At 72.9% G+C, this 18,809-nt stretch carries 17 protein-coding genes; 10 read left to right on the top strand and 7 right to left on the bottom strand.

Features of this window, described 5'->3' with window-relative positions:
* Positions 1-82 precede the first annotated feature (82 nt).
* On the top strand, positions 83-676 hold the full coding sequence (locus tag ABZ478_RS12135; RefSeq protein WP_359547878.1) for a Uma2 family endonuclease: 594 nt from the start codon (positions 83-85) through the stop codon (positions 674-676).
* A gap of 5 nt (positions 677-681) precedes the next feature.
* Here the strand turns inward: ABZ478_RS12135 and ABZ478_RS12130 are convergent, their stop codons facing one another.
* Together ABZ478_RS12130 and ABZ478_RS12125 are read right to left on the bottom strand one after the other, a co-directional pair.
* A complete protein-coding gene (locus tag ABZ478_RS12130) occupies positions 682-2,283 on the bottom strand; it encodes an ABC transporter permease (protein WP_359547875.1) in 1,602 nt (533 codons plus the stop codon).
* Positions 2,280-3,209, bottom strand: coding sequence for an ABC transporter ATP-binding protein (locus ABZ478_RS12125; protein WP_359547873.1), 930 nt, complete (start codon positions 3,207-3,209; stop codon positions 2,280-2,282). The genes ABZ478_RS12130 and ABZ478_RS12125 overlap by 4 nt, the downstream gene beginning before the upstream one ends.
* A 115-nt stretch (positions 3,210-3,324) precedes the next feature.
* Between ABZ478_RS12125 and ABZ478_RS12120 the strand changes: the two genes are divergently transcribed.
* Positions 3,325-3,867 (top strand): MarR family transcriptional regulator, encoded by a 543-nt coding sequence (locus tag ABZ478_RS12120; RefSeq protein WP_359547870.1) that lies wholly within the window; start codon positions 3,325-3,327, stop codon positions 3,865-3,867.
* Between the two features lie 16 nt (positions 3,868-3,883).
* On the opposite strand, the gene ABZ478_RS12115 is transcribed toward ABZ478_RS12120, so the two are convergent.
* Positions 3,884-4,732, bottom strand: a complete 849-nt coding sequence (locus tag ABZ478_RS12115; protein ID WP_359547868.1) for a diacylglycerol kinase family protein — start codon at positions 4,730-4,732, stop codon at positions 3,884-3,886.
* A gap of 197 nt (positions 4,733-4,929) precedes the next feature.
* Here ABZ478_RS12115 and ABZ478_RS12110 point away from each other — a divergent pair, with 197 nt between their 5' ends.
* The 3 genes from ABZ478_RS12110 (at position 4,930) to ABZ478_RS12100 (ending at position 8,524) form a co-directional block, all read left to right on the top strand.
* Entirely contained in the window at positions 4,930-6,213 is a 1,284-nt protein-coding gene (locus ABZ478_RS12110; RefSeq protein ID WP_359547865.1) for an adenylosuccinate synthase, read from the top strand.
* A gap of 198 nt (positions 6,214-6,411) precedes the next feature.
* Positions 6,412-7,518: a helix-turn-helix domain-containing protein gene (locus ABZ478_RS12105; protein WP_359547863.1), complete on the top strand. Its 1,107-nt coding sequence runs from the start codon at positions 6,412-6,414 to the stop codon at positions 7,516-7,518.
* 31 nt (positions 7,519-7,549) lie between these two features.
* On the top strand, positions 7,550-8,524 hold the full coding sequence (locus ABZ478_RS12100; protein ID WP_359547861.1) for a peptidoglycan-binding protein: 975 nt from the start codon (positions 7,550-7,552) through the stop codon (positions 8,522-8,524).
* A 90-nt stretch (positions 8,525-8,614) separates the two neighbouring features.
* Here ABZ478_RS12100 and ABZ478_RS12095 read toward each other — a convergent pair whose 3' ends face one another.
* The 3 genes from ABZ478_RS12095 to ABZ478_RS12085 form a co-directional block, all read right to left on the bottom strand.
* A complete protein-coding gene (locus ABZ478_RS12095) occupies positions 8,615-9,265 on the bottom strand; it encodes a hypothetical protein (RefSeq protein ID WP_359547858.1) in 651 nt (216 codons plus the stop codon).
* 140 nt (positions 9,266-9,405) lie between these two features.
* Positions 9,406-10,098 (bottom strand): GntR family transcriptional regulator, encoded by a 693-nt coding sequence (locus ABZ478_RS12090; protein WP_359547856.1) that lies wholly within the window; start codon positions 10,096-10,098, stop codon positions 9,406-9,408.
* A gap of 111 nt (positions 10,099-10,209) precedes the next feature.
* Positions 10,210-11,565 carry an aspartate aminotransferase family protein gene (locus ABZ478_RS12085; protein WP_359547854.1) on the bottom strand — a complete coding sequence of 452 codons (1,356 nt, stop codon included), beginning with the start codon at positions 11,563-11,565 and terminating at the stop codon, positions 10,210-10,212.
* Between the two features lie 225 nt (positions 11,566-11,790).
* On the opposite strand from ABZ478_RS12085, the gene ABZ478_RS12080 reads away from it, so the two are divergent.
* Both ABZ478_RS12080 and ABZ478_RS12075 read left to right on the top strand, forming a co-directional pair.
* Positions 11,791-14,397 (top strand): serine/threonine-protein kinase, encoded by a 2,607-nt coding sequence (locus ABZ478_RS12080; protein WP_359547851.1) that lies wholly within the window; start codon positions 11,791-11,793, stop codon positions 14,395-14,397.
* Positions 14,398-14,526: 129 nt separating this feature from the next.
* Positions 14,527-16,053, top strand: coding sequence for a substrate-binding domain-containing protein (locus ABZ478_RS12075; RefSeq protein WP_359547849.1), 1,527 nt, complete (start codon positions 14,527-14,529; stop codon positions 16,051-16,053).
* An 18-nt stretch (positions 16,054-16,071) separates the two neighbouring features.
* Here the strand turns inward: ABZ478_RS12075 and ABZ478_RS12070 are convergent, their stop codons facing one another.
* Positions 16,072-16,821, bottom strand: a complete 750-nt coding sequence (locus tag ABZ478_RS12070; RefSeq protein ID WP_359547847.1) for an SLATT domain-containing protein — start codon at positions 16,819-16,821, stop codon at positions 16,072-16,074.
* 274 nt (positions 16,822-17,095) lie between these two features.
* Between ABZ478_RS12070 and ABZ478_RS12065 the strand changes: the two genes are divergently transcribed.
* The 3 genes from ABZ478_RS12065 (at position 17,096) to ABZ478_RS12055 (ending at position 18,806) form a co-directional block, all read left to right on the top strand.
* Positions 17,096-17,440 carry a YbaB/EbfC family nucleoid-associated protein gene (locus ABZ478_RS12065; RefSeq protein WP_359547845.1) on the top strand — a complete coding sequence of 115 codons (345 nt, stop codon included), beginning with the start codon at positions 17,096-17,098 and terminating at the stop codon, positions 17,438-17,440.
* 111 nt (positions 17,441-17,551) lie between these two features.
* A complete protein-coding gene (gene recR / locus ABZ478_RS12060) occupies positions 17,552-18,151 on the top strand; it encodes a recombination mediator RecR (protein WP_359547842.1) in 600 nt (199 codons plus the stop codon).
* The gene (locus ABZ478_RS12055; RefSeq protein ID WP_359547839.1) at positions 18,144-18,806 is read left to right on the top strand and encodes a DUF5063 domain-containing protein; all 663 of its coding nucleotides are present in this window, start codon (positions 18,144-18,146) and stop codon (positions 18,804-18,806) included. The genes recR and ABZ478_RS12055 overlap by 8 nt, the downstream gene beginning before the upstream one ends.
* The last annotated feature ends 3 nt before the right edge of the window (positions 18,807-18,809 follow it).

Genomic DNA, 18,809 nt, shown 5'->3' with positions numbered 1-18,809 from the left:
CGTTCGGATGATCATCGAGTGATCCCGGCCGGTGGCCACCCACCGCCCGTCAAGCTGGTGCCCACCTGCGAAGGGAGGCACCATGACGGTTATGGCAGAGCGCGCGTCATCTCAGTTGTCGGTTGACATGTTCGAGCGGATCTCCGAGTTCGCCGAACGGGAGGACGACACCGTCAGGTTCGAGTTCATCGACGGACGGATCGGGCTCAGGAAAGTGACGAACGGCAACCACGGCGCCATCACGATGTGGCTGATCCGGCAATGTATGCGTGCTCGGCCCGAGCTCGACCTCAACCCTTTACAGGGGTTGAAGGTGGAGTCCTACCGTAAGGGCCGGGCCCGTCCGGATGGAGTGCTCGCCCCTGTCGATCACTTCGTCGGGCAGGGCGACTGGGCAGAACCCCGAGGTGTGCTCATGACGGTCGAGATCACGTCGTACGACTCGGACACGCACAGCCGTGACCGGGTGGAGAAACCCTGCGCCTACGCTGAAGTGGGCATTCCCGTTTATTTGCTCATCGACCGTGACAATGAGTCGATCGTCGTGCACAGTGACCCCGATCCGGAGGACGGCTACCGGGACATCCACGTGGTGAAGTTCGGCGGCAGGGTTGCTCTGCCCGCACCCGTCGGCATCGAACTCGACACCGAGGAACTCAAGCAGTACCTCGACTGAGCCGCTCAGCCCGCCAGGTCCCGCCGCCGCAGGGCTGCCAGGCCCGCCGCGACCAGCGCCACCGCCAGACCCGTGAGGGTGAGGACCGGCCCCCACTCCATGCCCCCGCCCGGCAGCTTCGGCAGGTGGCCGAAGGGGGAGAGGTCGAGGACGATCCTCGGGGCGTCCAGGGCCGGGCCCACCCAGCCGATCAGCAGGACCGCCACCGCGACCCCCCAGGCGGCCGGCGCGAGTAGGGGGGCCGCGCCGTACAGCAGCACCGCGACCCCGCCGATCACCCACACCGCCGGGAGCTGCACCAGGCAGGCGCCCAGCACCGGCAGGACCTCCTTGCCGTAGCCGACGGCGAAGCCAAGGCCCGCCAGGGTCATGATCAGGGCCGAGCCGCCGAAGGCGATCGTCAGATGGCCCGCGGCCCAGCGCAGCCGTCCCACCGCGCACGCCAGCACCGGTTCCGCCCGGCCCGAGGTCTCCTCACCGTTCAGGCGCAGCACCGACGCCACCACGTACAGGGCCGCGATCAGGCCGAGCATGCCGGTCATCGACGCCAGGAACGCGTCGGTGAGGCCGCTGCGGCCGCCCATCCGCTCGAAGATCCGTCGCGCGGCCTCGTTGTCTCGGACCAGGTCGGCCGCGCCGTCGGTGAGACCGCCGTAGACGACCCCGGCGAGGAAGAAGCCGGCCGACCAGCCGAGCACGGCGCCCCGTTGCAGCCGCCGGGCCAGCGCGCCCGCCGTGCCGAGGCGGCCGGCGGCCGGTCCCGGCCGGGTGGGCAGAAAGCTCATGCCGATGCCCCGGCGCCCGGCGAGCGCGTACGCCACCGCCGCCTGCGCGGCCACCGCCGCCGCGAACAGCGCTAGCACCCACCAGCGTTCGTCCGCGAAGGACCGCAGGTTCTCCAGCCAGCCCAGCGGCGAGAGCCAGGTCAGCGGCGAGGAACCGTCGTCCCTCGCCGAGTCGCCCGCCGCGCGCAGCGCGAACGCGGCCCCGAGGACGGCCGCCGTCAGGCCCCGGGCCAGGCGGGCGCTCTCGGTGAGCTGGGCGACGATCGCCGCCGCCGTGGCGAAGACCATGCCGACGCCCGCGAGACCGAGACCGAAGGCCAGGGCACCACCGGCGCCCTGCCCGGCCAGACCGGCCGTGAACAGCAGCGCCAGGGCCGCGTCGGCGACGGCCGCCGCCAGCAGCGCCGCCGTGAGGGGCGCCCGGCGGCCCACCGCCCCGGACGCCACCAGCTCCTGCCGGCCGCTCTCCTCCTCGTCCCGGGTGTGCCGTACGACGATCAGCAGGCTCATCGCGGCCCCGAGCGCGGCGGCGTACACGCCCACCCGCCAGGCGGTCAGCGCGCCGACCGAGGTGTCGAACACCGGGCCGATCAGCGCCCGGAACGAGGCGTTGGTCTCCAACTGGCTTACCAGCCGAGTGCGTTCGGCGGAGGTGCCGTACAGGCTCCGCAGGGTGCCCGGCATGGAGAGGACCATGAGGGCGTTCACCGCGACCCAGACCGGGGTCGTCATCCGGTCCCGGCGCAGCGCGAAGCGCAACAGGGTGCCTGTGCCCGTCAGTTGGCGGGACCGGGCGGAGGTCCGCACCGCGAGCGTGGTCATCGCGCCACCTCGTTCCGCACGGCCGGCTCGGCCGGACCGTCGTGACCGTCCTGGTAGTGCCGCAGGAACAGTTCCTCCAGCGTGGGCGGCGTCGAGGTCAGTGACCGTACGCCCGACTCGCCGAGCTGCCGCAGCACCCCGTCCAGCCGGTCGGTGTCGACCTGGAGCCGCACCCGCCGGCCCTGGATGTCGAGGTCGTGGACGCCGGGCAGGTCCGCCAGCCCGTTCGGCGGCCCGGCGAGTTCGGCGCTGACGCTGGTGCGGGTGAGATGGCGCAGGTCGGCCAGCGAACCGCTCTCCACGGTGCGGCCGCCCCGGATGATGCTCACCCGGTCGCACAGCTCCTCCACCTCGCTGAGGATGTGCGAGGAGAGCAGGACGGTCCGGCCCCGGTCCCGCTCCTCCTCCACGCACCGCTGGAAGACACCCTCCATCAGCGGGTCCAGGCCGGAGGTCGGCTCGTCCAGGATCAGCAGGTCCACGTCCGAGGCGAACGCCGCGACCAGGGCGACCTTCTGCCGGTTGCCCTTGGAGTAGGTGCGGCCCTTCTTCGTCGGGTCCAGCTCGAACCGCTCGGTCAGCTCCGCGCGCCGGCGCGGGTCCAGGCCCCCGCGCAGCCGGCCGTAGAGGTCGATGACCTCGCCTCCGGACAGGTTGCGCCACAGGGTCACGTCACCGGGTACGTAGGCGATACGGCGGTGCACCTCCACCGCGTCCGCCCACGGGTCGCGGCCCAGCACCCGCGCGGCGCCCGCGTCGGCGCGCAGCAGTCCGAGCAGGACGCGGACGGTGGTGGACTTCCCCGAGCCGTTCGGTCCGAGGAAGCCGTGGACCTCGCCGGTCTCGACGTCCAGGTCGAGGCCGTCCAGCGCGTGCGTACGGCCGAAGGACTTGTGGAGTCCGGAGACCGTGATTGCCTTCGTCATGTTTCGCAACGTACGCTTTTTTCACAAACTTGTGAAGTTAAGGAACCGTATAAACTGCGGTTGGGTGTCGTGAGGGTGTGCGACGGCGGTGCTGATCAGGGGAGATGATCCGGGAATGACGGAGCGGGCGGACAGGGCCGAACGGCCCGGGGCGGCGGACCGGCAGACCTCCCCGGCGCCGGAACGCGACCCGGAGACGGTCTCCCGGTTCGTGGAGCACTTCGCGGCCCAGCTCGTCGAGGCGGGCGTGCCCCGGATGCCTGCCCGGGTCTTCGCCGCGCTGCTCGCCTCCGACTCCGGCACCCTGACCTCGGCCGAACTCGGGGAGCGGTTGCGCATCAGCCCCGCGGCCGTCTCCGGCGCGGTGCGCTACCTGGCGCAGGTGCACATGGTCTCCCGGGAACGCGAACCCGGCTCGCGCCGGGAGCGGTACCGGGTGCACGGCGACCAGTGGTACGAAGCCCTGACCAGCCGGGAGGCCGTCATCAAGCGCTGGGAGCACGCCCTGCGGGAGGGCGTCGACAGCCTCGGCGCAAGCACCCCGGCCGGGCTCCGGCTGGCCGAGACGCTGGCCTTCTTCGAGTTCGTCGACACCGAGGTCGCCGCGATGATGGTCCGCTGGCGCGCCCGGCGGGAGGAGCTGTTCGGCTCCCCGTGACGCGCCGGGGCGCGGACTACCCGGGTACCGGCAGGGTCAGCCCCCAGGCCCCCTCCCGTACCGTCCACGTCCGCCTGCGCACCGGACCCGACACCACCGCGTCCGCCCGGTAGCGGAAGTCCGCCCCCACGACGGTCACGGTGCGCCCCGCGGCCAGCAGCGGCGACGGCTCCGCGCCGGGACCCGGCAGCGGGCGCACCTCGACCGCGGCCGTCCCGCCGTCGCCCGGCGTCACCGACACCGCCTCCACGGGCTGGTCCAGGTCCACGACCGTCTCCCCGTCGACCTCCACCCGCAGCCGGGCGGGACCGGGCGCCGGCACCGCGTCGAGCCGGGTGGGACGCGGGGCCAGCGTGCGGACCAGCGAGCGGTACCGCGTACGCAGCCAGGGGTGGCCCTCGGGGACGCTCACCGGCCGTACGGCGGCCGCCCGCGACGGCGGGATGCCCAGCGTGCCCAGCACCACCCCGTCGCTGTCGTCGACCAGCAGGTCCAGCCGCCGCTCGGCCCCCTCCAGCACGGCCCGCGCCGCCGCCACCGGGCCGGCCGGCACGCCCAGGGACTCCGCCAGCGCCGCCTCCCCGACCGGCACCACCGCCAGCGCGCACCCGGTCAGCTCCCGGTGCCGGTGCAGCACGGTCACCGCGCGCACCAGTGCCCGGTCGTCACCGATCACGACCGGCCGCCGGGAACCCCGTCGGCCGAGTGCCCGGGCGAATTCCTCCGGACCCTCCGGCAGACACACTTTCGTGGTCGCACCCGCGCTGAGCACGTCTTTCGCGATCCGTACGGACTCCCCGTCCCCCTGCCGTGCCGCCGGATCGATGATCACCAGCAGCTGATCGGACGTCGCGAAGGTCGCCACCTCGGTCCTGCCTCGCTTCCTCGGGTAGCATCTTTGTGCAAGAGCCCCTTGCGCTATTGCGCCAGGGGCTTCGTCTATTCCGGGGCATCCGGTCCGACGGTCGTGCGACCAAAGGCGGTCGCGGTGGTATGCGGCGATGCACCTTACGCCCACGCCCCCGACCATGGACATGCCCCGCCCGGAAGGGGTGTACGCGCGTGCCCGCACTTGTGCTGCTCGGTGCTCAGTGGGGTGACGAAGGCAAGGGGAAGGCGACCGACCTGCTCGGTGGCTCGGTGGACTATGTAGTGCGATACCAGGGCGGCAACAACGCCGGCCACACGGTCGTCGTGGGTGACCAGAAGTATGCACTCCACCTCCTCCCTTCCGGAATCCTCTCGCCCGGCTGTACGCCGGTCATCGGTAACGGTGTCGTTGTCGACCCCTCGGTCCTGCTCTCCGAGCTGAGCGGTCTGAACGAGCGTGGCGTCGACACGTCCAAGCTCCTGATCAGCGGTAACGCGCACGTCATCACGCCGTACAACGTGACCGTCGACAAGGTGACGGAACGCTTCCTCGGCAAGCGCAAGATCGGTACCACCGGCCGCGGCATCGGTCCGACCTACTCCGACAAGATCAACCGCGTCGGCATCCGGGTCCAGGACCTGTACGACGAGTCGATCCTGACCCAGAAGGTCGAGGCGGCCCTCGACGCCAAGAACCAGATCCTCACCAAGCTCTACAACCGCCGCGCGATCGCCGCGGGCCAGGTGGTCGAGGAGCTGCTGGGCTACGCCGAGCAGATCAAGCCGTACGTCGCCGACACCGTCCTGGTCCTCAACCAGGCGCTGGAGGACGACAAGGTGGTCCTCTTCGAGGGCGGCCAGGGCACGCTGCTGGACATCGACCACGGCACGTATCCGTTCGTCACCTCCTCGAACCCGACCGCGGGCGGTGCCTGCACGGGTGCCGGCGTCGGCCCGACGAAGATCAGCCGTGTGATCGGCATCCTCAAGGCCTACACGACCCGCGTCGGCGCGGGCCCGTTCCCGACGGAGCTCTTCGACGAGGACGGCGAGGCGCTGCGCCGCATCGGCGGCGAGCGGGGCGTGACCACCGGCCGCGACCGCCGCTGCGGCTGGTTCGACGCGGTCATCGCCCGCTACGCGACCCGGGTCAACGGCCTGACCGACTTCTTCCTGACCAAGCTCGACGTCCTCACCGGCTGGGAGCAGATCCCGGTCTGCGTGGCCTACGAGATCGACGGCAAGCGCGTCGAGGAACTGCCCTACTCGCAGACCGACTTCCACCACGCGAAGCCGGTCTACGAGAACCTGCCCGGCTGGTCCGAGGACATCACCAAGGCGAAGTCCTTCTCCGACCTGCCGAAGAACGCCCAGAACTACGTCAAGGCGCTGGAGGAGATGTCCGGCGCCCCGATCTCCGCGATCGGCGTGGGCCCGGGCCGGACCGAGACGATCGAGATCAACTCGTTCCTGTAGCGGCCGCGGGCGGCACCGCCCGTGGAACCGCTGCGACCGCCCGCCGGCGGCACCCTCCGGGGTGCGGCCGGCGGGCGGTCCCGCTTCCAGTGATCTTGAACCCATTCCCGCGGCCCTCCGGTACGCCGCCGACGGCCCCGCGGACCCCGCTGGTACCTCTGCTCCTTGCGTATTCAACTGACCAAGGGGGACAGGGACATGGAGGCATGGCCTCGGGCACTGGGCGGGCTGTACGAAGGTCCGGGGCGGCCGCCCCGAGGCGTCGTACGGGACCTGGGCGACGTACGGGTGGCGTCCGTGTGCGGGGGCGCCGCGGTGGTGCGGGGGGACGGGCGCGAGCCCGGCCGGCATCTCCTGCTGGTGCGGCACGGGGACCTGGTGCTGGAGCAGGAGGGGCGGACCCTGCGGGCCGGACCGGGCGGGAGCGTGCTGCTCGACTCGGCCCTGCCGTACCGGCTGCGGCTGGCCGGGGATTCCAGCAGCGTGGTCAGCGCCCACCTGGGGCGCCGGCCGCGGCCCCACGGCCGGCCGCGGACCCGGGAACTGGGCGCACGGCCCGATCTGGCCGTGCTGGTGGCCGGGCTCCTCGCCGGGCTGGCGGGCGAGAGGGCGCCGCACCGCCCCGGTGACGAGCAGCGGCTCGGCGCCGTGGTGTCCGACCTGGTCGCGCTGCTGCTCGACGAGGAGGAACCCGCGGACGCGGCGCTGCTGCCGCGCATCCAGGCGTACATCGTGCGGCACCTGCCGGACGGCGGGCTCACCCCGGACCGGGTCGCCGCCGCGCACCACATCTCCACCCGCTACCTGCACCGGCTGTTCCAGCGGCAGGGCCTCACCGTCGCGTCCTGGATCAAGGCGCAGCGGCTGGAGCGGTGCCGGCGCGACCTGCGCGAGCCCGGGCTGAGCCGTCTGCCCGTCCATGTCATCGGCGCGCGCTGGGGTTTCGCCCAGGCGGCCGACTTCAGCCGGGCGTTCCGGGCCGCCTACGGGACCACGCCCACGTGCTTCCGCGCGGGTGTGCCGGGGCCTGTGGGCGCTGCGTGCCAAGAGACTGTGCGCGCAGCGCCAACGACATCCGCGTACCGGCACAGCAGACTCGTGGACAGGACGAGGCACGGCGGATCGTGCCCGTCCCCGTACACATGGGGGAACCGCATGCCTGAGACCGAGGACCACCCGCCCGTCGAACCGCGCGGGGGCGCGGGCCTGTTCGACGTCGACCCCGACCAGTCCGGCGTGAGCCAGGACCCGAACGTCGTCGTCAAGGGCGACATCGACGCCCTTCCCGAGAACGGGACGGTGTGACATGGGGTCCGTAGCGGGAATGCTCGCGCAGATGCGCGCACTGCTGGGCACGGGGGAGTACCCGCCCGGCTCGAACCACAACTTGGTCACCGAGTGGTACGGCTTCAACGACGCCTGGTGCGACATGACCGTCAGCTACGCCGCCGCCCACTCGGACAACCTGAGCGCGGTCGGCGGCGGCAAGAAGTTCGCGTACACGGTCGCCCACGCGAGCTGGTTCCAGTCGGTCGGCCGCTGGCACTACGGCATCGGCGGCATCACCGCCGGTGACATCGTCTTCTTCGACTGGAGCGGCACCCGGTCGATCGGCGCGATCGACCACGTCGGTGTCGTCGAGGCGGTGCACTCCGACGGCACCCTCACCACCATCGAGGGCAACACCAGCGACCAGTGCATGCGGCGGCTGCGCAACGCCGCCACGATCGTGGGCTACGGCCGTCCCAGCTACGGAGACGCCGACCCGCTGCCGGCTTCGGACGGCATCCTGCGCAAGGGCTCCACGGGGCCCGCGGTGAAGACGCTCCAGCAGAACCTCAACACCGTCATGGGCGCGGGACTGGACGCCGACGGCGACTTCGGGCCGGCCACCGACAAGGCGGTGCGCGCCTTCCAGACGAAGTACGGCCTGGAGTCCGACGGCGAGTACGGGCCGGCCTCGGCGGCGATGATGGCGTCCGCCCTGAAGGGCGGCACCAGGCCGCAGCCGCCCGCCCCGCGGCCGCCGTCCTCCGGGAAGCTCGTGGTCGACGGCCGGTTCGGGCCCGCGACGTGCGCCGCGATGCAGCGCGCGCTCAACCAGCACGGGGCGAAGCTGTCCGTGGACGGTGCCTTCGGACCGCAGACCAAGAAGGCGCTGCAGAGCTACCTGCGGGTGACGGCGGACGGAGCGGTCGGCCCGAACACCATCAAGGCCCTGCAGAAGAAGGTCGGCTCCGGTGTCGACGGCGACTGGGGTCCGGACACCACCCGGCACCTCCAGCAGGCGCTGAACGCCGGGACCTTCTGACCGGAGGGACGCGGAGATCCGGGTGGAGGGAGGGAGCCTCGTGCTCCCTCCCTCTTCGTGTGCCTGGGCCCGGTCTCCGTGTGCTTCGGCTCAGCTGAACACGATCATCGAGCCCTGGGCCAGGGACCGGGTCGCCGCCGCGTGCAGGCCGAGCCACACGTGCCGTTCGCGGGCGAAGGGGCTGGGGTCGTACGGCGCGGGGACGGCCGGCTCCTCCAGCTCCGTGGGGGCGGCGGGGGGCTCCGGCGCCGCCGGGGGGTTGGCCGGGTCGATGCCGATCGACGGGGCGACGTGCTCCAGCTCGCGCAGCAGACTCTGCGAGGAGCCCAGCGGGCCGCCGCCGGCGAGGAGTTCGTCGTTGGACAGCGGCTGCGGGAAGTCGACGGGGACGTACGCGCCCGCGTGGTCGTAGTGCCAGACCAGGTGGGACTGCTGGGCCGTCGCCTCGAACATTTCCAGCAACTGCTCGTAGTCGCCGCCGAGTTCGTCCACCGGCGTCACCGGAAGGCCGCAGACCTGGAGCAGGTATGCCCGGCGCAGGAAGTGCAGCGCGTCGTAGTCGAAGCCGGCCACCGGGGCGACCTCGCCGGACAGGCCCGGCATGTACTGGTACACCGGCACCGGCGGGAGCCCGGCCGCGGCCAGCGCGTCGTTGTAGTGCGCGAGTTCCTCGGCGAACGGGTTGTCCGGGGTGTGGCACAACACGTCCACGAGCGGTACCAGCCACAGATCACAGGCCAAAGAGAGCTCCTCGCATCGGCAGGTGCGCGTCCCGCGCACGGCAGCGGGTGGTCAGGGAAGGGTAGTCGGTACGGGGCGGGCACAGCCCCTGTCGTGCCGGTCCCATACCCAGAGCACACCGTGGAGTCTCCACGTCCGCCTCATTCCGGCGGCAGCCGTTCCAGCAGGGCCAGCGAGTGGGCGTTGGCGGCGGCGACGATCTCCTGGGCGGCGCCGGCCTCGCGGCGGGCCAGCGCGTCGACGAGTTCGGTGTGCCCGGCCCACAGCCGGCCGCGGATGTCAGGCAGCCGGCGCAGGTGCTGCACCGCGCACACCCAGGACTGCACGCGCAGCCGGTGCAGGAAGTCGGCGAGGTAGGGGTTGCCGAACAGCCCGCTCAGCTCGCGCCAGAAGCGCAGGTCGTAGCCGATCAGCACGCCGAGGTCGCCGGCCGCGGCGGCCCGCTGCGCCTCCTCGCCGCGCCGGCGCACGGCGGCGAGGGCCGCCACCGTCCGCGGGCTGTCCATGTCGGCGAAGGCCGGGTGGTCGTGGGTGAGCGCCTGGAACATCCCGTCGGTGACCAGGCCGCGGGCCTCGAGCATGCTGCGGTAGTCGGTGAGGGAGTACTCGGGGACCCTGAAGCCCCGGTGCTGGTCGGCCTCCAGGATGCCCTGCGCGGACAGGTCGACCAGTGCCTCGCGGACCGGCGTCGCCGAGACGCCGTACTGTTCGGCGATCTCCTTGACGGTGAACGCCCGGCCCGGCGTGAGGCGGCCCGCCAGCACCTCGTCGCGCAGCGCGTCCGCGATCTGCTGGCGCAGGGTGCTGCGCGTCACGGAGCCGTTGCCGGGCATCGTCGGGGCCTCTCTTCACGCGTACGGGTGACGTACTCGCACGTACTCGTCATTCTTTACGAGCACGTCACCTTACGCGTTCGGATCGCCCCGGCGGCAGCCGCGGAGCGGCTACTCGGTGTACTCGTCGGCCGTGCTCAGCGCCGTGTCCAGGGCCGCGAGGCCCTCCTTCAGCTCGGCCTCCGTCACGTTGCACGGCGGCACCACATGGGTGCGGTTCATGTTCACGAAGGGCCACAGGCCGTTCCGCTTGGCGGCGGCCGCGAAGGCGGCCATGGGGGCGTTCGCCTCGCCGGCCGCGTTGTACGGCACCAGCGGCTCGCGGGTCTCCCGGTTCTTCACCAGGTCCAGCGCCCAGAACATGCCGGTGCCGCGGACCTCGCCCACGCTCGGGTGCCGGGCGGCCAGCTCGGCCAGGGCCGGTCCGACCACGCTCTCGCCGAGCCGCCTGGCGTTCTCGACGACGCCCTCCTCCGCCATCACGCCGATCGTGGCGACGGCGGCGGCACAGGCCAGCGGGTGCCCGGAGTAGGTGAGGCCGCCCGGGTAGGGCCGCTTGGCGAAGGTCTCGGCGATCTCCGCGGAGATCGCGACACCGCCGAGCGGCACGTAACCGGAGTTCACGCCCTTGGCGAAGGTCATCAGGTCCGGCACCACACCGAACAGGTCGGCCGCGAACCACTCGCCGGTGCGCCCGAACCCGGCCATGACCTCGTCCAGGACGAAGACGATCCCGTACCTGTCGCACAGCTCGCGGACGCCGGCCAGATAGCCCGGCGGCGGCAGCATGATCCCGGCGGTGCCGGGGATGGTCTCCAGGACGATCGCGGCGATCGTCCCCGGCCCCTCGAAGGCGATCGTCGTCTCCAGGTGCTCCAGGGCCCGCGCGGTCTCCTGCTCCTCGGTCTCGGCGTAGAAGCGGGAGCGGTACAGGAACGGCGCCCAGAAGTGGACGACACCGGCGCTGCCGCTGTCGGAGGGCCAGCGGCGCGGGTCGCCGGTGATGTTCACCGCCTGCTGGGTGCCGCCGTGGTACGAGCGGTAGGCCGAGAGCACCTTCGGGCGGCCCGTGTGCAGCCGGGCCATGCGCACCGCGTGCTCGACGGCGTCCGCGCCGCCGTTGGTGAAGAAGATCTTGTCCAGGTCGCCGGGGGTCCGCTCGGCGATCAGCCGGGCCGCCTCCGAGCGGGCCTCGATCGCGAAGGCGGGCGCGAACGTCGTCATCCGCGCCGCCTGCTCCTGTATCGCGGCGACGACCTTGGGGTGCTGGTAGCCGATGTTGGTGTAGACGAGCCCGCTGGTGAAGTCCAGGTACCGCTTGCCGTCGTAGTCCCAGAAGTACGACCCCTCGGCGCCGGCCACGGCGAGCGGGTCGATGAGGTCCTGCGCGGACCAGGAGTGGAAGACGTGCGCGCGGTCCGCGGCCTTCACTGCGGCACCGGCTTCGGGATTGGGCTGAGGGGTCATGCGGCCGAGGGTAGAGGGCCCTGCCGCGGTCGCGACATCGGCGTCCTGTTCCCTGGCCGGGTGCTTTTCACGACAGGTTGTCGACGTGCGCCGGGCGGGCGCCCGCGCGGCCGGGGGCGCCCGGGCGGGCTGTTACCGAACCGTGGACACACGTCGGCGCGGCTCCCGGCGCGCCCGCACTATTCTCGGTCCGTTGCAGACCTATGGGGGGAAGGCGGCGCGGGGATGGACAAGCTGGGACCGGGGGACCCGCGGCAGATCGGGGCGTACCGGCTGCTGGCGCGGCTGGGCGCGGGCGGCATGGGGCAGGTGTTCCTGGCGCGGTCGGACCGGGGCCGTACCGTCGCCGTGAAACTGATCCGCCGGGAACTGGCCGCCCAGGAGGAGTTCCGGGCCCGGTTCCGGCAGGAGGTGGGGTCCGCGCGCCGGGTCGGCGGGTACTGGACCGCGCCCGTGCTGGACGCGGACACCGAGGCGCCGGTGCCCTGGGTGGCCACCGGGTACGTCGCCGGGCCGAGCCTTCAGCAGGTCGTCGGACACGATCACGGGGCGCTGCCCGAGCGGTCGGTGCGCATCCTCGCGGCCGGGCTCGCGCACGCGCTGAAGGACATCCACGCCGCCGGGATCGTCCACCGCGACCTCAAGCCGTCGAACGTGCTGGTGACGATCGACGGGCCGCGCGTGATCGACTTCGGCATCGCGCGGGCGCTCGAGACGCTGGCCGGGGACGGCCTGACCCGGACCGGTTCGCTGGTGGGCTCCCCCGGGTTCATGGCGCCGGAGCAGGTGCGCGGGGACCGGGTCACGCCCGCCTGCGACGTCTTCTGCCTCGGCTCCGTGCTGGCGTACGCGGCGACCGGTGTGCTGCCCTTCGGCGGCGCGAACAGCGGGGTGCACGCCCTGATGTTCCGCATCGCCCAGGAGGAGCCCGACCTCGACGGGATGCCGGAGGGCATCGCCGACCTGGTCCGCGAATGCCTGCGCAAGGACCCCGCCGCCCGACCCTCGCTGGACCGCATCCTGGAGCGGACGGGCGCGGAGGACACGGTCTCCGGCGGCCGCTCCCGCGACCCCTGGCTCCCCGGCGCCCTGGTGGCCCAGCTCGGCCGCCACGCGGTACGCCTCCTGGAGGTGGAGGACCCCCAGTCGGGCGACACGGACGCCCGTGGCGTGGGCGGCCCTGGTGGGGCGCCGGGTCCGGTGGCGGGCGCGGGGGCGCTCTCGGGGCCGGGCGGGCCGGCTGCCCCGGCTGCCCCGGCTGCCCCGGTGGGGCCGGCCGTGTCGGCGGGTGCCGGTGGTCCGGTGGGTGCCGGTGCTGCGGCGGGCGGGGGTGCGCCGGTCGGTGCGGGTGCGGCCGCGTTCGGTGGTGCGCCGGGCGTGGACGGCTCCGGTGGGGCGCCGGGCGCGGGTGACCCGGCGGGTCCGGGTGGCCTGGTCGGCCTGGCCAAATCGGCAGGTATGGGTGGACAAGCGGGTTCGGATGCCCCGGCCGGTGGGAGTGCCCAAGCGGGGCCGGGTGCCCCGGGTGCGTCCGGCCCCGGTGGGGCGCCGGGTCCGGTGGCGGAAGCGGGTGCTCCCGCGGGCTCGGGTTCCCCGGCGGGCGGGGGTGCTCAAGCGGACTCGGGTGCCCCGGGCGTGGGTGGTTCCGGTGGGGCGCAGGGCCCGGCGGCGGGCTCGAATGCCCCAGCGGGCGCCGGCGCGGAAGGCCCGGCGGTCCCGGCGGCATCGGCGGGTTGGGGTGCCCAACCGGGTCAGGGTGCCCCGGGCGCAAGTGGCCCCGGCGGGGCACAGGCCCCAGCGGCGGGCGCGGGCGCCTGGGCGGGTCCGAGTGCCCAGGCAGGCCCCGGCGCCCCCGCAGGCCCCGGCGCCCCCGCAGGCCCCGGCGCGCAGGCGGGCCCCGGAGGTTCCCACTACGCGCAGGCGCCGGGGGCCGGTGGCTCGGTCGAGCACTCGCCCGTGGCCGACGACGCGCCGACGCCTCCGCCCCCTGGCCGGCCCGGCGGTGGCGGTGCGGCGGTCGGTCATCTGCCGACCGTGGTGGCCGGGCAGACCCCGCCGCCCGGAGCGCCCCCGGCCCCGTCCGCCTACGGCTCGCCCGCTCCGTACGGCTACGGCTACCCGCAGCAGGCCCAGCAGCATCCGCAGCCCCCGTCCGCCGGCTACGGCTACCCGCAGCAGCCGTACACCCCGTACGGCGGGCTCGGTTCCACCTCGCCCTACGGCCCGCCGCCGTTCACCGGGCGGCCGGAGCCGGAGCGCCCGGGCGGCCGGTCCACCGCGCTGCTCGTCGTGATCGCGCTGGTGGTGGCCCTGGGCGCGGGCGGCTCGGTGTACGCGCTGATGAAGCACGGCGGCGGTGACACGGCCGGCGGCACGGTCGGCCCCGCGCCGACCGGAACCACGAGCGCCCCGCCCGTCACCTCCCCGGCCCCCGCACCGTCGGCCTCCGCCTCGGCCTCCTCCGCGGCAGCGGACGGCGCCGTCCCCGCCGCCTACCTCGGCACCTGGGAGACCACCATCGACAACGCGAACGGCACCAACACCCGCCGGCTGACCATCGGACAGGGCGAGGTCGGCGACACGGTCCTCACCCTGGTCGCGGACGGCCCCGTCGAGGGCGGCGGCACGTACCACTGCGTCTTCGAGGCGACCCTGGCCGAACAGCCAGGTGACGGCGACGCGTTGGAGATCGGCCCGTCCACCGTCACCAGCGGCGAGCCGATGTCCTCCTGCTCGCCGGGCGAGGCCAGCGAGGTCACCCTGCTCCCGGACGGACGGCTGAAGCGCGCGAAGGCGAGCGGCGGCGAGAGCCTGACGTACACCAAGCAGTGACCTGAAATCACCGTCGTCGCGGAACAGTTGAACGTTCGGCGAACTTCGGCGGGCGTGTCCGGTTTCCGCCCCTCTCCGTGCGTACCGTGACCCCACCATCCGACTCCGGTGAGTGGCGGGGGCGCCCATATGGAGTGGCTGAGCGCGGAGAACGTCGTGGCCGTCGGCACGGCGGTGCTGGGCATCGTCGCGTCCGCCGGCATGGTCTGGTACGAGCGCCGGGTGCCGCGTCGCAAGAGGATCGGCTACCGGGTGCAGATGGACAACCCCATAGGCGACGACGTCCGTTCGGGCCGGGCCAACCGCCGGCTCGGCCTCTTCGACGAGGCGCCGGACATGGCCGACGCGACCCTCGTACTGCTCCGCCTGGAGAACGACGGCTCACAGGGCATCGACCGCGACGACTACACGGGTCCCGAACGGCACGGCCTGGCCGCGGTGTTCACCGACCGCACCGTCCGGGGGGTGTCGGTCACCCAGCCCACCGACACCGACCACCTGATGGACCACTTCACCGCCGAGCGCGGATTCGGCTACGAGGGCAACACCCTGCGCGTCCCGCGCGTCCCGCTGAACCGGGGCGACCACTTCAAGCTGCTCGTGCTGCTGTCCGGCGGGGACGTCGGCCGGGAGATCCGGGTCGTCGGCGGGATCAGGGACGGCGAGGTCCATCCCAACCGCAGCGCGACACCCGACGACAAACCGCCGCTGTTCAGCCGCGCCTCCCGGTTCATCACCATCATGCTCACGGTGTCCGTGGTGACGCTGGCGGCCATCGTCGTGGCCCGCGACGACACACCCCCGCCGATCGGCTGCGCGCAGGGCACGCTGACCGTCACGGGGTCGACGGCGTTCGCGCCGGTGCTGCGGGAGGTGGCGCGGAAGTACGAGGCGGACTGCGCGGGCGCGGCCGTCACCGTTGACGTGCACGGCTCGACGGCCGGCCTGCGGGAGCTGGAGGCGGCCGGCACGGCGGCGAAGAAGGGCTCGCCGCCGCTGGTGGCGCTCTCCGACGGGCCCAAGAGCGCCGACATGCCGCGGCTGCGGGAGAACCGCGTCGCGCTGTCGGTCTTCGCGCTGGTCGTGAACGACGACGTGGGCCTGAAGAACCTGTCGACGGCGGACGTACGGCGCCTGTACCGGGGCGACATCACCGACTGGAGCCAACTGGGCGGCCGGCCGGTGCCGGTGCGGCTGGTCAGCCGGGACGCGGGCTCCGGCACCCGGCAGGTCTTCCAGCGCCGGGTGCTGGGCCGCGGCGAGATCGCCAACTCCTCCGTCGACTGCGTCCACAAGGACGACGCGACGGCCCCGGTGACCCGCTGCGAACTCGACTCCACCGACCAGGTGCTGGCCGAGGTGGCCGGGCTGCCCGGCGCCGTCGGCTACAGCGAACTCAACCTGGCCACCCGGGCCAAGGGCCTGCACGTCCTGGCCCTGGACTCCGGCGCCCCGTCCGTGGACGCGATCGAGCACGGCCGCAGCAGCTACCCGTACCGCGAGATCGAGTACGCGTACACCTACGGGCAGCCCCCGGCGGACTCCCTGGCGTCGAGCTTCCTGACCTATCTGACCAGGGGCAACGGGCAGGACGTGATCCGTACCCACGGCCATGTGCCGTGCTGGACGCCGGAGGGCCTGCGGCTGTGCCGGTGAACGCGCGGCCCGCGCGGCCTACCGGGGCTCCGGCGGCCGCTGGCGGGGCATGTTCGGGCGGGCGCCGTTCGCGGGCGGCAGGGGATGCCGGCCCGCCGGTGCCGCCGACTCCGCCCGCATGCCGGACACCACCGCCGACTGGATGCCGAGCGGCGCCGACCCCGTGCGGAACGCCACCATCCAGTCGGCCGTCTCCGTGCGCACCAGGTCCTGCAGGTCCTCCGAGAAGCGCCGCAGCACCCCCAGGCACCGCTCCGCCGCCTCGCTCGCCGTGCCCTCCGCGGGGCCCAGCATCTCCCGGACGCTCTCCGAGGCCCAGTCGAACTGGAGCACCTGCAACCGCCGCTGCACGGCCTGCGCGGTGGCCACGTCCCTTATCCACCCGGAGGTGACCCCGAAGAACCGGTCGGCGCCGACACAGGCCACCGCGAGCAGCAGCGCCAGGTACCCCCAGGGCGCGACCCCGCCGACCACCCCGGTCATGTCCAGCAGGGGCAGCGCGGCCCCGAGGACGATCCCGGCCGCCGCGCCGGCCCGCAGCGCCCGCGCGCCCCGCCGCTTCCACATCCGGTCCTCGAGGTACCAGGCAGCCGTGTGCAGCGCCCCCCGCTCCACCCACCGGTACAGCTCGTCGAGGCGTTCGGCGGGCTCCCCCCAGTCCCCGAGCGGGAAGGTCCGCCCGGTCAGATCGCCCGGCAGCGGTCCGGCCGGACCTTCGCCCCGGCCGTCCTGAGGCGGACCCTCGGGCTGCATCTCCGGCTGACCCACCCGGCACTCCCTACTGAACGCGACACCGAACACGGCACTGCGCACCCTCGTCACACCGTGTGACAGCGGCTGCCGACGTGCGGCCCCCTTCCTACCGCCCAATGGGTGGCACGGACGTGGCTTTGCCGCCTTTTCCGCCCGGAAGGGGGCCTTGATCAGGTATAGGGCCGACGTTGTTATCACTCGAAAGAGTGGCGCGGCGATGGCCGGGCGGACCACGTAGGCTCGTGCACAGCGAACGACGACGCAGTGGACGAGGAACCAGGAGCTGATCGTGATTCCCGGTGGTGGCCAGCCCAACATGCAGCAGCTGCTCCAGCAGGCCCAGAAGATGCAGCAGGACCTCCAGCAGGCGCAGGAGGAACTGGCGAACACGGAGGTCGACGGGCAGGCGGGCGGCGGCCTGGTGCGGGCCACCGTCACCGGCTCCGGCGAGCTGCGGGCGCTGAAGATCGACCCGCAGGCGGTGGACCCCGAGGACACCGACACGCTCGCGGACCTGATCGTGGCGGCCGTGCAGGCGGCCAACGAGAACGCGCAGACGCTGCAGCAGCAGAAGCTGGGCCCGCTGGCCCAGGGCCTCGGCGGCGGCAGCGGCATCCCGGGTCTGCCCTTCTGATCCGCCGGCCGTTCCGGTGCCCGCCACCTGAGCGAGACCCCCGCCGCCTTCCAAGGACGGGCGGCAGCCAACTACCGTACGTACCGAAAGGTCTCCAGGAAGGGCAGTCCGTTGTACGAAGGCGTGGTCCAGGACCTCATCGACGAGCTGGGGCGGCTGCCCGGCGTCGGTCCCAAGAGCGCGCAGCGGATCGCCTTCCACATCCTGCAGGCGGAGCCGGCCGACGTGAAGCGGCTCGCGCAGGCGCTCCTGGAGGTCAAGGCGAAGGTCCGCTTCTGCGCGGCCTGCGGCAACGTGGCGCAGGAGGAGCTGTGCAACATCTGCCGCGACCCGCGCCGCGACCCGTCCGTCATCTGCGTGGTCGAGGAGCCGAAGGACGTCGTCGCGATCGAGCGCACCCGTGAGTTCCGCGGCCGCTACCACGTCCTGGGCGGCGCGATCAGCCCGATCGAGGGTGTGGGCCCCGACGACCTGCGCATCAGGGAACTCCTGACCCGGCTGGCGGACGGCACGGTCACCGAGCTGATCCTCGCCACCGACCCCAATCTCGAAGGCGAGGCGACGGCCACGTACCTCGCCCGCATGATCAAACCCATGGGCCTGAAGGTCACCCGCCTGGCCAGCGGCCTCCCGGTGGGCGGCGACCTGGAATACGCGGACGAGGTCACTCTCGGCCGCGCCTTCGAGGGGAGACGACTCCTAGATGTCTGACGCCACGCTGCACGACTCGACGCGGAACCCGGACGACTTCTCGGTCCAGATCGCGGACCAGGTCGAGAGCTTCCTGGTCGCCGTCACGGAGGTGGCGAGGGGGGACGAGCCCGGCTCGACCGTCCCCTTCCTCCTCCTGGAGATCTCCCAGCTCCTGCTGGCCGGCGGCCGCCTCGGCGCCCACGAGGACATCGTCCCCGAGGAGCGCTACGAGCCCGACCTCGGCCCCGAGGGGGACGTGGACGAACTCCGCGAGAACCTGGCCCGTCTGCTGGACCCCGTCGACGTCTACTCCGAGGTCTTCGACCCCTACGAGCCGCGCAAGGCCTCCGTGCCGGCCCGGATCTCCGACGACATCGCCGACATCATCACCGACCTCCGCCACGGCATGGCCCACTACCGCTCGGGCCGGATCACGGAGGCCCTGTGGTGGTGGCAGTTCTCCTACTTCTCCAACTGGGGGCCCACCGCCTCCGCCGTGCTGCGCGCCCTCCAGTCCGTCCTCATCCACGTCCGCCTCGACCAGCCCCTCGAGGAGCTCGACGGTCTCGACACCGACCAGGGCATGGGTGACGAGACCCTCGAGTTCGAAGCGGGCCGTGTCATGGCCGAGGAGATCGGCGGCCCGCTCGGCATGGGGCGCCCGGCCCAGTAGCCG

It is taken from the genome of Streptomyces sp. NPDC005706 (assembly GCF_040631045.1).
Lineage (GTDB): Bacteria > Actinomycetota > Actinomycetes > Streptomycetales > Streptomycetaceae > Streptomyces.
Note: the sequence above shows the minus strand (reverse complement) of the source record. Positions and strands in the feature narration are given on the sequence as shown.